A 15,316-nucleotide genomic window follows, 5' to 3' on the forward strand; every position below is an offset into this window, starting at 1 on the left:
TAGCTGTTAGTCCAAAGTTCAGATGTCGTGTTTCCGCTAAATTGAAATGTCGTGTTTGCGGGTTCAGGCTGGTGGCCAGCATGCCTTGAGGAGCGCTGGCCATGAATGCATCCGGGACGATCACCATGTCGATGACCGAGCTGGACCGGTTGAAGGTGGTACAGGCCGTTTGCGAGCGGCGTCTGAAGCCAGGTCAGGCTGCGGACCGGCTTGCGCTGGGCGTGCGGCAAGTCGAGCGCCTGTGCAGCGCTATCAGGCCGCGGGCGTTGCCGGACTGGTGTCAGGCAAACGCGGTCGGCCGGGCAACCATCAGTTGTCCGATGGCGTGGCGCGACGCGCGCTGGCGATCATTCGTGAGCGCTACGCGGATTTCGGGCCGACACTGGCGTGCGAGAAGCTTCGGGAATGTCACGGCATCGGTCTGTCGGTCGAGACGGTGCGTGCGCTGATGATCGCCGCGGGCCTGTGGATTCCTCGCAGGGATCGTCCCGCCAAGGTTTACCAGCCCCGAAACCGTCGTGCGTGTCAGGGTGAACTGATCCAGATTGACGGCAGCGATCACCGCTGGTTCGAGGACCGCGCGCCGGCCTGCACGCTGCTGGTATTCATCGACGATGCGACCAGCCGGCTGATGGCGCTGCATTTCACGGCGACGGAGTCGACGTTCAGCTATTTCGAGGCGATGCGCGGCTATCTGGAACAGCATGGCAAGCCGGTGTCGCTGTACAGCGACAAGGCGAGTGTGTTTCATTGCAACAGCCATTCCGTGACGCCTGGCAAGGGCGTCACGCAGTTTGGCCGGGCGCTGTACGAGCTGAATGTGGATACGTTCTGTGCGAACAGCAGCCAGGCCAAGGGGCGTGTCGAGCGGGCCAATCTGACGTTGCAGGACCGGCTCGTCAAGGAACTCAGGTTGCGTAACATCAGCACGCGCGAAGCGGCCCAACGCGTATGCTCCCTCCTTCATCGCCGACTTCAACCGGCGCTTCGGCAAGCCACCGAAGAGCGACCACAACGCACACCGGTCGTTGCGTGATGACGAGGATCTGAGGCAGATCCTGGCCTATCGCGTGGCGCGCAGGGTCTCCAATGCGCTGACGGTGCAGTACGACCGGGTGATGTACCTGTTGCAGGACACCGAGGCCAGCCGGCGCCTCATCCACGAGTACATTGAAGTGGTCGAATACCTGGATGGTGCGATCGAGATTCAGGCCACTGGCCGCGTCTTGCCGTATCGCGAATATGACCGGATCACACAGATTGGTCAGGGCGCAGAGGTCGAGAACAAGCGGCTGTCCGCGGCATTGGAACATCATTGTAGACGCGCGCGGCATTCCACCGGCCATCACGGTCACGGGCGCCAACCGACACGACTCGATGGCATTCGAGCCCGCGCTCGATGCCATTCCTCCCGTCTCGGGCCTGAATGGCCAGCCCCGAAACGCCCGGGCAAGTTGCATCCGGACAAGGGCTATGACTTCGCCCGTTGTCGGCGTTATCTGAAACAGCGCGGCATCACGGCCCGTATTGCCCGCCGCGGTGTCGAAAGCAAGGAGCGGCTCGGGCGGCATCGCTGGGTGGTTGAGCGCACGCATGCCTGGTTTCCCGGTTTCGGCAAACTGCGCATTCGCGTCGAGCGCCGTCTCGACATTCATGTCGCTTTGCTCTCTCTGGCTGCTGCCGTTATCTGTTCAAATTTCGTGGATGACTTGTGTTAGCGACTCTTAGTGTACTGGCACGCACCGGGAAACACGCCCCCTCGCCGTTATCGCGACATGGCTTCCTTAAGCAATGTCATCTGCACACCGGAAGGCGAAGCCAGATCGTCCAGTATCGAAAAATGATCACGATCAGGTAGTGCGTGATACGTGACCGCCTCGCCTGCCAGGCGACAGGCATCCGCATACTCCCTGGAATGACGAACAAGTTCTGGCAACTCGGCAGCACCGACAGTTACAGTCATTGGAGCACCCGTCCCGATGTCATACAGCGGGCTGTAATCGTTGATCTCGCCTGACGTCAACCTGAGCTTCTCGTTCAGCCAGCACAGGCTGATCGGCTCCAGATCGACCAGTGCACTGATCGGCATGACGTGTGTCACGGCAGGATGACTGCGATATACCGCCGAGAGTTGACCACCCGCCGAATGACCGCTCAGACAGACACGCCGCCCGCCGACGCCGAATTCATTCCCGGCACCCGACAGATAATCCAGCAGCCGTCCGATTTCCTGGACGATCAGGGTCATCGATGCTTCAGGCGCCAGCGTGTATTCGACCAGCGCGACATCGAAACCACACCCAAGCGGCCCGCTCGCCACGAAGGAAAAATCTTCCTTGGTGCCGTTTTGCCAGTAACCACCGTGGATGAAGACAAAGACAGGTGCGTTTTCGACACCACAGCTAAACCAGTCGAGACGCTCGCGCTTTCCCGGGCCGTATGCAATGTCGCGACGGCAGGACACACTTCGGTACAGGTCCGCGCTGCGAGCCTGAAACTGACTGAATATCTCGGGGAAATGGGCGACTGCCTTCGTGTTGTTATATCCGCGATCAAGGGCGGCACGGTCCATTCCGCGGTACACCGATTCCATACGATTGCTCCAGGGTTGTGGCGTCCGCGCCGATCCGATCGGTCGCGATGGCCAAAGGAATGATGGCTCTGGCTGATCAATAGTCGGCGCATCGGCCGACGCATGGGTCACGTCGCAACAAGCAGCCAGCAATGCGCTCCATGCGGAAGCATGGAGCCGTCGAAACATCTTAGAACGCCTGCTGAATACCTACAGCGACACCAAGCTGATTCATGCCGGTTCCGACCGTTCCACCGACGGCAATCGCCTTGGCTGAAGTGGCACTGTTAAACACATATCCGACCGAAGAATAGAGGGTGGTGCGAGGGCTCAGGTGATAGTTGGCGCGGCCAACCAGCATCGTAGCGTTCGAATCCTCTCCTGAGCCTCGTTGCACGTATCGGGCGGCCTGTGTGTCAAAGGATAACGCCGGCGTCAAAAAATACGTCCCGTTGACAAAGAAAATATCCGACTGCAGATGCACCGCAGCTGCTACGTTATCTCTCACCCACCCAATACCAAATTTCGCCTTATCTGTTTTGAAATACGCGTCGACGATATTGTGGGTATTCGTGTATGAGCTGATGGTCAAGGGTGCCGAAGCCCCAGCGCCGCCCCGCATCGTGTCATACGACGCGGCTACGCCAAAATTCTTTTCGTCATAGGCCAGCATCGCAGTGTATTGCTTGCAGGCCTGGAAGTTTCCTGCAATCTCCCCCGCACAATTGGTCGCTGACGGCCCCGCCGGCCCGGCGGCATCGCGGCCAAAGCTATAGGTACCGCCCACTGTCCAGCCTGAGAATGTGCCCATATACCCGATCGCGTTGTCACTTCGCGCGTTCGGCAGATAGGGATCGAGATTGCTGAGCGCATGCACCGACGGCCCAATGAGATCCGCCTTTGCAATGGTATATATCGTCATATTGATCTGACGACCGAGCGTGATCGAACCGTAACCACTACTGCTGACGCCGACGTTCGCCTGACGACCGAAGAGTCGGCCGCCATAGCCCAAAGCACCCGAGTTCGGCAAAAATCCGTTTTCGAGAACAAAAAACGCCTTGTATCCGTGGCCCAGATCCTCGCTACCTTTGAGGCCCCAGCGCGATGGCACTTCTCCCGTCAGAGACGACATTGCATACACGGAGCCACCCTTACTGGTGGCGTTGTTGTAATAGGACAGCCCAGTGTCGACTATCCCGTACAAAGTGACACTGCTCTGACCATAGGCAACACCGGAAATAGTGGTGAGCAGCACGGTTGCCACCATTTTAATATCCATTAAATTCTCCAATCGAATGCAAGGTCAATATGTTTAGTATGACTATTTAATTATTACGTTTGTATTCTAGTGACATACCGCATTCGTACGCGTACCCAATACCTTCGCATACCTGCTCATTGCATCATGCCTTCTGAACTTTCAAACCCGCCTCATTATTCACTTCGTCTTCTGAAATATATAATTAGTATGACTTATGAAATAATTAGAAATTCCACGCAAAATACACATCTGGAACGCTACCATCGACGGCGTCGTATCGCCTGTTGAAACTGCCGCCCCACATCCGTGTCGAGGACGCGGGATCGTCCTTGCGGGAAATACAGTTAGGCTGGCGCCGGATTAGTACCTTCCGGAGAGCAACGCGCCGCACCCCTCAACCCGGGACGTCAAATTCAGCCGGCGCAACAACTGCCACGTCGTCGCAACGGCGGCCGATATCGTCGGGATACCGGCTTCGTTTTCGACCTTCTGGATCGACGGAAGCGACTGCATCTGCACACAGGCCGAGAGCACCAATGCGTCTGTGTTGGCCGTGTTCAGCCGCTTGTATATTTCCGTCAGCCTTGCCGGGTCCTGGGCCGCGACCTCCAGATTGTCGGGGATCTCGAGGGCGATGTAATCCTGGACCTCGATACCCTCGCTTTCAATGTATTCGACCACCAGCTTCGTGAGCGGCTTCATGTAGGGGCACACGACCGACACCCGCTTTGCCCCCATCGCGTGAAGCCCGTCCACCAATGCCCCAGCGCTTGTCACCACGGGAGCCGGGGCGCCGTTACGCTCCGTCTGCCCGGTCAACCGCGCTTCTGCGGTCCGGTGATAACCCTTACCCATACTCATGATCGCGACAAGGCAGGCATAGCCAAGCACATCCACCCGCGCATCCGACAGTTCGATCGCACAGCGATCACTGTCGCGGTCCATCGCCTCGAGTTCTTCCTTGACGACTTTCTTCATCCGCATTCGGCTGGAGTGAAAAGAAAAGCGCTCGGGAAACTCGTACTCCCGCATGCGGAACATGGCTGGGACCTCGGTTTCCATCGTGGTATTCGACGACGGCACGATCTGGCCGACGCGAAGAAGGCGTTGCTGCGTCATTGGTTGAACTCCGTGGTTTCAAGCGATCTGGCTTCTGCAGGCTGATATGCGGTGTCCCGCTCCGCCGGCACGGCGGCGTCGATGAACCGGGTTGGCGTGAGCGGACGCCGGTTCACCTGCAGATCAAAGATATCGAAGCGGTTGTAGTGCCCCGTGATGTCGTGCATCTGCCGTGGCTGAATACAGCGCGACAGATCAATATCGGCATACACAATACCTTCCGTATCGATGAGCGGCTCTCCGATCAACCGGCCGTCCGGGCCGAGAATGCCCGAGAACGCGCTATTCTTCCTTGCGAGGACCGAACGCGACTGCGGATGCGATGCCGCCATTGCCTCAACAATCTCCGGTGAGATCGTCGAGCACGAGACAACCGTGAACACCTTGCCCTCGAAGGAATGGGCGGCAGCCCGCACGCGGATGGCGTCAGCCATGTCGTAATCTTCAGGGGCGACAGGCAACGCGATGTAGCTCGCCACATGCACAAGTTCACCTTGCGCAAGAAGACTGAAACGGGCGAGCGTATTTGTGTTTTCCCCACACGCGAGCGACCCGAGTGGCCCCACGCTCGTGTCGTGCACGCGCAGCGCTGAAGCGTCGCCGTTCGCCCATGTGAGCTTTTCGGCCCAGGTGGGCACGAGCTTTCGATGGCGGCCGAGTATCCGACCGTCGTCGGCGATCGTGACAAGGGTGTTGTACAGGGTGCCCACGCCCGTGTGGCTGCGCTCGTTCACGCCGACCACGACATTGATGCTGTTGGCTTTCGCTGCGGAGGCAATCGTCTGGATTTCGGGTCCGGGAATCTCGATGGCTGAGCGGCACAGTTTTTCGAACCACGGACTGCCTTCGACCGGATTCATGATCCAGTTCCAGTACGGGTAGCCTGCTACGAAAACCTCTGGAAAGGCGACCAGTTTCGCGCCATTGTCAGCCGCTTCCTTGATCAGCCTGCAAACCTTGTCGATGGTTGCATCAGTATCCAGGAACGAGGGAGCAGCCTGGACTGCTGCTGCCTTGAATTGAGGAAGATTTAACATCAGATTTTCTCGTTTAGTGTTTCAGCACCGCGCCCCCAAACAGGCACGGTGGCAAAGCAGATCGGTTCAGACCGCGACTACCGGGTGACGCAGTTCGCCGATCGACTGAAGCCTCGCGTCCACGATGTCACCAGGCCACAGCCATTCCTGAGGATTGCGGCCCGCACCCACGCCGTCGGGCGTACCGGTCGCGATGATGTCTCCCGGTTCAAGCGTGATCCCCTTGCTGATGTCCGCGATGAGCGTGGGAATCTTGAACAGCATGTGGCGCGTATTGGACGATTGCTTGACCACGCCGTTGACCGTCAGGCTCAGATCGAGTGCGTGCGGGTCCGGGATTTCATCAGCCGTGACAATGCATGGACCGAACGGCGCGTAGGTATCCTGCCCTTTCGAATAGATCCATTGGCCGGCGCGGCGGCAGTCGCGTGCGCTCAGGTCAATCATCAGGCTGTAGCCAAACACGTAGTTCATCGCGTCGTCTTCCGAAACACGTTTGGCACGGGTACCGATGATCACGGCGAGCTCGACTTCCCAGTCGAGCTGCTGCGTGATTTTTGCGTTGTGCTCAATCGCATCACCGGGACCAATCACGGTCGTCGGCGGCTTCGAGAAGATCACCGGCTCTTTCGGCAGATCCTTCGAGGTATCCAGCGACCGGCTCGATTCCGCCACGTGTTCGACATAGTTCAACCCAATGCCGAAAATGTTTTTGCGCGGACGCGGAATCGGAGCAAGCAGTTTGACGTTCGACAACGGCGTCGCGACGCCGGGCGGCCAATCCGCACGACGCGCTTCGATCAGTTTGCTGGCGAACCTGACCGCGTCCGTGCCAACATCAATGAAATCGAGCATGTTGTCCGGCAGTGAGTGACCCGACGCACTCGCCAGACGGGCAACATCTACAACGAGTCCGTCTACGATCGCGCCAAGACGGGCGGCAGCAGAAGTTTCGGGACGGTAGGTAACAAGACGCATCATTTACTCCGAAAGTGCAAAATCAAAAAGCAGCATTAGCCGCAGGCAATGAAGTGACGAAGTGACGGACGGCGGTCAATCGACCTTCTGCCGGCCGCCGTTCTCGGCAAGCGCCTCTTCGCGATAGAGACCGAGCGCCTGCATCACCGGCAGGTCGCTGAAACAGAAGAGGCAAGCGTCCTCGCTCGCAGACGCGTTCGCGTGTTCGTGAAAAGCCCAGGACGGCACGCAGAAAATGTCGCGCTCGGTCCAGTCGAAGCGCTGTCCATTGATGACCGAGTAGCCACTCCCCTTCGCCACCTGATAGAGATAGCTGCCCGTGTGCCGATGCGCGAGCGTATGCTCGCCCGGGCGCAGCAGTTGCATGCTTGCACCGATCGTCTGCATCACGGGGCCGCCCGTGATGGGGTTGATGTAGTGCATCAGGACGCCGTCGAAGGGACTGCCGTCGGTGACCTTCGCGTAGCGTGTGAGCGATTCATAGGTCGCCTGCCATTCATATTTGAAGAGTGGCGAATATTGCTTGTTCCAATCTCCGATCTGCGGACGCAGGGCTGTCCCACCCCAGGTTGCAGTCGAATCGTTTACGGTATGCGTCACTGCCTGCCGCAGATCCGGGTGCACGGCATAGAAGCCCGCTTCCAGTGCGTTGACGAGCGGAATATCAAGGCCGTCCTGCCAGATGCAAGGAGTACCCTCCGAGGACACACCATGTTCGTGCCAGGTGCCATTCGGTGTGAGGACAAAGTCGTTTGCGCCGAGCGTCATCTTGTGGCCGTCGACGATCGTGTAAGCGCCCGAACCTTCCATGATGAAGCGCAATGCCGACGCCGAATGCGCGTGCGCCGAAGCCGCTTCGCCAGGATTCATGACCTGGAGCCCGGAGTACAGCCACCCTACCGCGGCAGATACGTCACGCCGCCCCGGATTGTTCAGATACACGACACGCCGGCCCGCGCGCTCGGGGATCACGAGATCGACCGATCGAAGCACGTGTTCGCGCAGATCGCGATAGCGCCACAGCACAGGTAGGGAATCGCTTTTGGGCTGCCACGGTTCGATCTTGTTGGCTACCGTCCACAGCGCCCCCGCCTTGAGCTGATCCAGTTCCTGGTAGTACGCAATCAGTTCCGGTGTATCGGTAACGTCAGCGCGTCCTGGGACGTTTTCACGATACTTGTCGTAGGCGTTTTGTGACATGGTGTGCTCCAGATGTTCGTTGTATCCATCAACGGTATGTGTTGCCAGGTCTTTCCTGAACTGCCGGCGTAACTGCTGGTTCGGTCCGGGATCTGCCCCGGATTCAGGAGCTGAAACTCGAAGGAGATATCTCCTGGTGCTCACCGGGTATTTGCACCCGGTTGCGCCATCGGCCGAGGCCGAACATCGAGACGCCGGCAATTGCAGCGGGAACGCCGACAATCAGAAATAGCGTGGGAAACAACAGGCCTGCACCCAGCATCACGCCACCCGCCAGAGAACCGACGACCGAGCCCATACGGCCGATTCCGTTAGCCCAGCTCACTCCGGTGGCACGGCAGTCGGTTGGGTAAAACGATGCGGCAAATGCGTTCACGCCGACCTGGCAACCGGAAACGCAAAATCCTGCGCAGAACACGGTCGTAGCGGCAAGCCACGGTGTACTCACCAGGTCTCCAATCGCAGCGATGAATACGGCCGCCGCGAGGTAGCTGAGAGCCAGTACATAAGAAGGGTTGAAGCGATCCATAAGCCAGCCCAGCGAAATCGCGCCGATCGTTCCACCCACCTGGAACATGGCAGTGACGAGCGCAGCAGTTTCAAGCGTTGCACCGGTTGAGCGCAGCAGTGTGGGTAACCAGCTCGAAAGCAGATAGATCACGAGGAGGCTCATGAAGAACGTGAACCACAGCAGCAGCGTACCGCGGAGCAAATCAGGCCGGAAAAGATGACTGACGGGTGAACCCGTCACCGCTTCGCACGACACCGTGAATGAGCTGGCTGAAATATCGTCGCGGTCGGAAATTCGCGCTAGAACGCGGGCAATCTCCTGCATGCGTTTTCCGGTCGTAACAAGGTAACGCACCGATTCTGGAAGCAGCCACGCAAAGACAGGCAACAAGATCAACGGAGCTACGCCACCCGCTAGCAACACAGATCGCCAGCCGTAATGCGTGGTCAGTGCTGCGGCGACAAAGCCACCCAGCGCAGATCCGAGCGTGAATCCACAGGCCATCGTGGTGACAATAAACATGCGGCGTGCCGACGGACAATATTCCGAGGTCAAGGTGATCGCGTTGGGCATCGCACCGCCTAGGCCCAAGCCTGTCAGGAAACGCAGGACCACCAGATCGCTGAATGAGGTGGCTTGAGCACAGGCAACACTCGCAATCCCAAAGAAGAGCACGCACAGCAAAAGCACCCGCCTGCGCCCGAACCGGTCGGCCAGGGGACCCGTCACTAGCGCGCCAAGCGTCAAACCCGCCAATCCGGCGCCGAAAACCGCACCAAACTGCGCCGCACCGACGTGCCACACCGAGCGGATTGCCGGTGCGATAAAACCAATAGCGGCTGTATCGAACCCGTCAATGGCGATGATCAGAAAGCACAAGGCGACGATCATCATCTGAAACGGAGATACCCCGTTGCGATCAATCAATTCCGTGACATTGACTGACGCGGATCGGTTTGCTGCCATTCGACATCTCCTAAGAGCTATTTGTTTGCCGGCGCACAGGATCGAGGTCGATCGGAAAGCAGTTCGAGGTCGAGATCAGTTCGTGGCACCGCACATCGTTGTCGTCACGCAGGGTCCAACCAAACCGCGCAACCAGACGTTTGATGATGTTTATATAATGGTACATTATCAAAAAGACGTGCATACTCGGGTTAACCCGTTCAGCTGCCTGGGAAACGGAATGCGTTGATCCCGTCCCACCCTTCGGTGCCGTAGAATCAGGCGGCTGTTTCAATCTCAATCTGATTTCGCGGTGGAACATTCCAGCCACTCAAACCTATGCCACGACAACGCGCCGACCGATCCTCGAACCTTGCAACAATGGAAAATGAAGCTCCCCTCATTGCCCAACAGGAAAATGCATCCGACGCGACAGTCCCATCGGCCGCGCGCAAAGCGCGACGTGGGATTCAGTCAATCGAGATAGGATTCGGCATCCTGGACGTACTTTGCAGGGCTGACGGACCGCTTCCTTTGCGCGTGATTGCCGAACGCTCAGGCCTATCAGTGGCCAACGTTCACTACTACCTGGTTAGCTTCCAGCACGTAGGAGTTGTATTGCAGGATGTGGAGACCGGCCTTTATGGATTGGGGAGCTATGCACTCAAGCTTGGCGTAGCAGCACTGCAGCAGTTCGATATCTACAAGGTTGCGCGTCCGATGATGTCGCAGCTTTCCGCGCAATTGGGGTACACGGTTTTTCTGGGCGTATGGGGCAACCACGGGCCAACGATCGTCTACAGAGTCGAGGGCGGAAAGAGTTCGCCTCTCCTCGAATTGCGCATAGGCAGTGTGCTTCCACTGCTGTCGTCTGCGTTGGGTCGTAATTTTCTTTCGTTCCTTCCGGACCACGTTACGCAGGACATGGTCGAACAGGAGCTGGCCATGCTCGAAGACAACGCCACTGTGAAATATGCCGGTGAGGTCCCCAAATCAATCGAGGAAGTGCAGGAACTGAAGCAACGTGTGCGGCAAAACGGCTTGAGCCATTGCAAGGACGCGCTGCTACCGCACTATACGTCCCTCTCCGCACCTGTCTTCGACCAGGCCGGCATGATTGTGGCGGGCATCACCGTCATGGGAGCGAGCTCTCTGCTCGACCCGATCGTCGAAACAGACATTGTCCCGAGTCTGCTGAAGTGCAGCGCAGAGATTTCCGGAGCCGCGGGCTGGTATGGATAAGGCTGCGCGATCCGAGTCCTAGCCGCGCGCGTTTGTGTCGATCGCATTCGAACACGGCGGAGGGTTCTCGTCTAACTGAACTAGTGAATACGTTTTCAGGCGTGAGTTACGAACGCCACATTCGAAGAAAGCTGACCACGTGTCAGAAGGCGCTCCGCAAGTCGCCAACGCACGACACACGATGGATGAAGTGGTGCGCTCGGTCAAACAGGTAACGGACATCATCGGGGAGATTTCGTCCGCTTCGTCCGAACAGAACACTGGAATCGAGCAGGTCAACGTGGCGGTCGGCCAGAGGGATGAGGTGACACAGCAAAATGCAGCCCTCGTGGAGCAGGCGTCGGCTGCGGCGCAAGCGATGGCCGAACAGGTAAGCAGCCTGCGCGATGCCATCGCGATATTCAACGTCGGTAAGTAAGAGGCGTACTCGTAGAGAGCTTCTGCCGACGCGCGATCTGTCATAGGTCGAAAGCGGTCTGCGCGCCGCCGGATTACTGCTCGGCGCAAACCCGCAAGCTCTCAAGGGCAACCGCTACTGCGGTCCGATTGAGAGTATCTGGGCGCCAGTAGATCGACACTGAGCCGATCCCGGCAAGGTGCATTGGAAGAATCCGCAGCGCGTTCAATTGCTCGAAATGTCGCGCGCCCCGATGCGACGCTACGCCAATCAGATTGGTTTGGTTGAGCAACGTCATGTTCAGGATCGTCGAGTTCGATTCCACGCAGCGGTTCGGCATCGTCTGCCCCGCCGCGGCAAGCGCAGTCTCGAGCGCATTGCGCACCGGCGTGCCGTGTGGCCATACGATCCACTGATAGGCCAGCAGGTCATCCCAGTCGAGCGTGCTCCTGGAAACTAAAGGATGCTGAGGCCCTGAGACGAAGTGAATCGGTTCCTTGTAGAGCGTTTCGGCTTGAATCTGTGGGTTCCGATTTTCTGGAGTCGACCGGCCAACGACTATATCCAGGTCGCCGCGGATCAGTTGCGGCATCAACAAGTTCATCGTGCTTTCGAGCAGCCGTACCTGCGCCCGAGGCATCTTCTGCAACAGATGCGCTACGGCGAGCGGCACCGTGTCAGCCGCCGTAACGCCGGACGTCCCGATCGTGACGAGCCCGCTGCCGCCATCGCGCAAAGCCTGCATATCGTCGCGCGCGCTATCGAGATGAGCGTCGATGCGTCGCGCGTGCTCGATCAACGCGCCATACGGCGTCGGCCGCAGTCCTCGAGCATGCCGCTCGAAAAGCGGCAGCTCCACATCCGCCTCCAATTCCTTGAGCCATTTCGACAGCGCAGGCTGAGTTGTATTCAACGCCGTCGCGGACTGACTCAGGTTACCGGTCTCAGCAAGACTCAGCAGCACCTGAAGGTGCCTCAGACGCAGTCGGTAGGTCCAGTCCATTTGAGGCACCAGCCAAGTATATAAAAAAAATATATGAATCAGATGAATTCACTATTTTACAAGGTATGGCTCGGCGTCCTATAAATGCGGCGCACACCCGAACTCTCCATTTTTGAATGAGTCGCCCACCATGGCTTTTATTTTCCCTCCCGAAGCGCCAGTCGGCGTTCCCGTCATCGGCACCAGCGATCGGTTTGCAGTGCGCCGCGTCTACTGCGTCGGCCGCAACTATGTGGCGCATGCGCGCGAGATGGGCTTCGATCCTGATCGAGAGCCACCGTTCTTTTTCTGCAAGCCCGCTGACGCGATCGTGCCGATCGACTCCGGTGGAACGCTCGAACTCGCCTATCCGTCTCAGACGCAGAATTACCACTACGAAGCGGAATTGGTCGCGGTGATCGGCAAGGGCGGCTCGGACATTGCCGTCGAGCACGCACTCGATCATGTATGGGGCTATGCAGTCGGTCTCGACATGACACGGCGCGATCTACAGATGAAGATGCGCGAGATGGGTCGCCCGTGGGAAATCGGCAAGGCGTTCGATCGCTCGGCGCCGCTCGGTCCGATTCACCCCGCAAGCGCGGTGGGGCATCTCAATAGCGGCGCTGTATGGCTCACCGTCAACGGCGTCACAAAACAGAAGAGCGACGTGTCATATCTGATCTGGTCGGTAGCGGAGACCGTTGCCGATTTGTCGAAGTATTTCGGTCTCGAACCCGGCGACGTCATCTATACCGGCACGCCGGAAGGCGTCGGCGCGGTCAAGGCCGGTGACGTGATCGCCGTCGGCGTCGAGCGTCTCGGCGAATTGAAAGTGCTGGTCGTCTGAAGGCAAACGAAAAAGGCCATATCGTGCAGCTTCATAGCTTTTTCAACAGTTCGGCGTCGTACCGCGTGCGCATCGTTCTCGCCCTCAAAGGCCTCGATTGCGACTATCAGGCGGTCAATATTCGTACGGGCGAGCATCTCGACACGCAGTACATCGAACGCGTCAATCCGTCTGCAACCGTACCCGCCCTTGTCGAAAGCGAGTTGCGTCTCGGGCAGTCGCTTGCAATCATCGACTATCTGGATGCGCGCTACCCGGAGCCGCGTATGATTCCGCTCGACCCGGAGAACCGTGCGCGTGTGCTCGAGCTGTCGTATCTAATTTCATCCGACATCCACCCGGTCAACAATCTGCGCGTCCTGAAGTATCTGCAAGAAGTGATGGGCATCTCGTCCGAGCAGAGGAACAAGTGGTACCGGCACTGGACGGCGGAGGGTATGGCGGGCGTCGAACGGCTGTTGGCGTGTTATGGCCAGGGCCCCTGGTGTTTCGGCGCGCAGCCAACGCTCGCCGATTGTTGCCTCGTACCGCAAATCGCTAACGCGCAGCGGATGGGTTGCCATCTGAGCGCTTACCCGCGCAGCCTCGCGGTCTTCGGGCACGCGGTCGAACACCCGGCATTCAAGGCAGCTCAACCACTGCGCCAACCGGACTACGTCGTCTGATTCGAATATTCCCTTCCGTTCACCTAGTCTGTATACCCTGCGCATTGAACCTGATCAGATACAGCGAACTGGACGCCACGATATGCATCTCGTCATGATGCTCACCGCCAAAGATCAGATTCGCGATCTTCTCGGGCACTGGAATCAACGAGCACTTCGTTCCGCCCGGATAGAACACTTGGATGCCGATCGCACTGCTTGCGGAGACCCTCCCCCGGCTACCCAGACCTGAGGCTAATATATGAAATTCATGTCCATCGAGAGCATCGATCAACAAGCAGAGCCGTTCGTCCATCGCGCACGTCCGGCATACGTCGAAGAACGCACTGTCGGGTTACAGAGCGCTCGCCCTGCTCAAACTTCTCTGCACCATTGCCGCATCGATCGCGGGTATGCTCTTTTCGTTGAATCAAGCTTACGCCAAAATGAATGCCTGATACGCTGGTCGATGCCGTACAGAATCGATGGCGGAATAGGACACAGCTTGCCGCCGACCGACTACGCGTGGATCTGCGTCATGCAAGCCACTCCGAAGAAGTACATCGACACAAATGCTTCCGCGGGCGTCGCGCCGACAACCAGTAAGCCGTGGTTGCGCCGACTTAGGTACGTGTTGCATCCGAGATTGCCGACAAGACGCGGCTTCTCGTCGTCGTTGAGCGCAATGACTTCGTAATCGTGGTAACCGGGTCGTCACTCAACCATGAGTCTGGCTCGTTCAAACTCCATGTAAAGAATGGTTCGTTCGGTAGGCGACGCGTTGAAGGCGAAGTGATCCAGTGAACCATCGAAGACGATAGCGTTTCCGACTGCGTTCTGATTGAATATGCCCGCGACGGCATAGTCAGCGGGAAGCGCCTTCGGGCGCATCCCGCACCGATTTTTCCTTTTTTGGCTAGAACCAGTCACCGGACGCTCGCTTACGGCATATAGTCATGCACCTAGGGAACACGTCCGCAAGTTGCTTGCGAAAACTCGGGGATTTGCCCGTTGTACTTCGAGACCGAAACTAAACTATTGTCGAGGTGCCGCGTCTGGACACCCGCGGGAATGTTCCTGCAAGCACCATCGTCGACATACTCGGTACGCGCGCGAGAACATTCGCTGGCAATTCGTATCGCTGAAGCACAGAAATTGCCGGCTCAGGAAGCTTTGCCAAGCCGATGGCGATGAACATCAAGCCGACTGGCGATAACATTGCAACTCGTCGATCGAGTGGGAGTGCCTATGAGCTTCAGTGCCGTACTTACCTTTCTCCAGCAAAGTCATCTCGCCACCGTCGTATCCATACTCAGCGCACCAATCGTTGGTGCCGTAACCTGGATAAGGTTTCGACACGGCACGCTGCGTTTCTCGCAGGGACGTACGAAGCGCCTCTACGCGCTCCTGAAGGGTAAGCAGGGTTGGCGCACTGCATCGTCTGGGGCGTTACAAGTGGCTGTGCGGGATGCCCTACGTATCGAACTATCCGGCGACGACATCCGGTTTGCACTCGAGCGCGACAACCCGATGCTCGTGTTAAGAACAATCGGACAGGCTCGTGGGTTTGTAAGG

At 58.1% G+C, this 15,316-nt stretch carries 12 protein-coding genes and 5 pseudogenes; 7 read left to right on the plus strand and 10 right to left on the minus strand.

From position 1 onward, the window contains the following. Positions 1–101 precede the first annotated feature (101 nt). Positions 102–1,361, plus strand: a pseudogene (locus PQQ51_RS33230) (ISNCY family transposase); the annotation flags it as partial. Further along, a pseudogene (locus tag PQQ51_RS33235) lies at positions 1,291–1,718 on the plus strand (IS5 family transposase); the annotation flags it as partial. The pseudogenes PQQ51_RS33230 and PQQ51_RS33235, both read left to right, overlap by 71 nt. A gap of 47 nt (positions 1,719–1,765) precedes the next feature. On the opposite strand, the gene PQQ51_RS33240 reads toward PQQ51_RS33235, so the two are convergent. The 7 genes from PQQ51_RS33240 to PQQ51_RS33270 form a co-directional block, all read right to left on the minus strand. After that, positions 1,766–2,593: an alpha/beta hydrolase gene (locus PQQ51_RS33240; RefSeq protein ID WP_408501437.1), complete on the minus strand. Its 828-nt coding sequence runs from the start codon at positions 2,591–2,593 to the stop codon at positions 1,766–1,768. 169 nt (positions 2,594–2,762) lie between these two features. Beyond that, positions 2,763–3,854: a porin gene (locus tag PQQ51_RS33245; protein ID WP_408501438.1), complete on the minus strand. Its 1,092-nt coding sequence runs from the start codon at positions 3,852–3,854 to the stop codon at positions 2,763–2,765. A 342-nt stretch (positions 3,855–4,196) separates the two neighbouring features. Continuing rightward, positions 4,197–4,955, minus strand: coding sequence for a maleate cis-trans isomerase family protein (locus tag PQQ51_RS33250; protein ID WP_408501439.1), 759 nt, complete (start codon positions 4,953–4,955; stop codon positions 4,197–4,199). Further along, on the minus strand, positions 4,952–5,992 hold the full coding sequence (locus PQQ51_RS33255; protein WP_408501440.1) for a carbon-nitrogen hydrolase family protein: 1,041 nt from the start codon (positions 5,990–5,992) through the stop codon (positions 4,952–4,954). Before PQQ51_RS33255 ends, PQQ51_RS33250 begins: the two co-directional genes overlap by 4 nt. A 66-nt stretch (positions 5,993–6,058) precedes the next feature. Then, the gene (locus PQQ51_RS33260) at positions 6,059–6,970 is read right to left on the minus strand and encodes a fumarylacetoacetate hydrolase family protein (RefSeq protein ID WP_408501441.1); all 912 of its coding nucleotides are present in this window, start codon (positions 6,968–6,970) and stop codon (positions 6,059–6,061) included. Positions 6,971–7,045: 75 nt separating this feature from the next. Further along, positions 7,046–8,170, minus strand: coding sequence for a cupin domain-containing protein (locus tag PQQ51_RS33265; RefSeq protein WP_408501442.1), 1,125 nt, complete (start codon positions 8,168–8,170; stop codon positions 7,046–7,048). Positions 8,171–8,273: 103 nt separating this feature from the next. Further along, complete coding sequence (locus tag PQQ51_RS33270; protein ID WP_408501443.1) at positions 8,274–9,647, minus strand: MFS transporter; 1,374 nt, start codon at positions 9,645–9,647, stop codon at positions 8,274–8,276. Positions 9,648–10,007: 360 nt separating this feature from the next. On the opposite strand from PQQ51_RS33270, the gene PQQ51_RS33275 reads away from it, so the two are divergent. Further along, positions 10,008–10,868: an IclR family transcriptional regulator gene (locus PQQ51_RS33275; protein WP_408501444.1), complete on the plus strand. Its 861-nt coding sequence runs from the start codon at positions 10,008–10,010 to the stop codon at positions 10,866–10,868. A 130-nt stretch (positions 10,869–10,998) separates the two neighbouring features. Further along, a pseudogene (locus PQQ51_RS33280) lies at positions 10,999–11,286 on the plus strand (methyl-accepting chemotaxis protein); the annotation flags it as partial. A gap of 73 nt (positions 11,287–11,359) precedes the next feature. On the opposite strand, the gene PQQ51_RS33285 reads toward PQQ51_RS33280, so the two are convergent. Further along, positions 11,360–12,268: a LysR substrate-binding domain-containing protein gene (locus tag PQQ51_RS33285; protein ID WP_408501445.1), complete on the minus strand. Its 909-nt coding sequence runs from the start codon at positions 12,266–12,268 to the stop codon at positions 11,360–11,362. A gap of 130 nt (positions 12,269–12,398) precedes the next feature. Between PQQ51_RS33285 and PQQ51_RS33290 the strand changes: the two genes are divergently transcribed. Next, positions 12,399–13,097, plus strand: coding sequence for a fumarylacetoacetate hydrolase family protein (locus tag PQQ51_RS33290; RefSeq protein WP_408501446.1), 699 nt, complete (start codon positions 12,399–12,401; stop codon positions 13,095–13,097). 23 nt (positions 13,098–13,120) lie between these two features. Beyond that, the gene (maiA, locus tag PQQ51_RS33295) at positions 13,121–13,762 is read left to right on the plus strand and encodes a maleylacetoacetate isomerase (protein ID WP_408501447.1); all 642 of its coding nucleotides are present in this window, start codon (positions 13,121–13,123) and stop codon (positions 13,760–13,762) included. Between the two features lie 19 nt (positions 13,763–13,781). Here the strand turns inward: maiA and PQQ51_RS33300 are convergent, their stop codons facing one another. Next, positions 13,782–14,057, minus strand: a complete 276-nt coding sequence (locus tag PQQ51_RS33300; protein ID WP_408501448.1) for a hypothetical protein — start codon at positions 14,055–14,057, stop codon at positions 13,782–13,784. 140 nt (positions 14,058–14,197) lie between these two features. Beyond that, positions 14,198–14,449 (minus strand): annotated as a pseudogene (locus PQQ51_RS33305) (class II aldolase/adducin family protein); the annotation flags it as partial. 540 nt (positions 14,450–14,989) lie between these two features. On the opposite strand from PQQ51_RS33305, the pseudogene PQQ51_RS33310 reads away from it, so the two are divergent. Further along, positions 14,990–15,316 (plus strand): annotated as a pseudogene (locus tag PQQ51_RS33310) (hypothetical protein); the annotation flags it as partial.

This window comes from Paraburkholderia xenovorans, assembly GCF_046030735.1.
In the GTDB taxonomy this organism is placed as follows: domain Bacteria; phylum Pseudomonadota; class Gammaproteobacteria; order Burkholderiales; family Burkholderiaceae; genus Paraburkholderia; species Paraburkholderia xenovorans_A.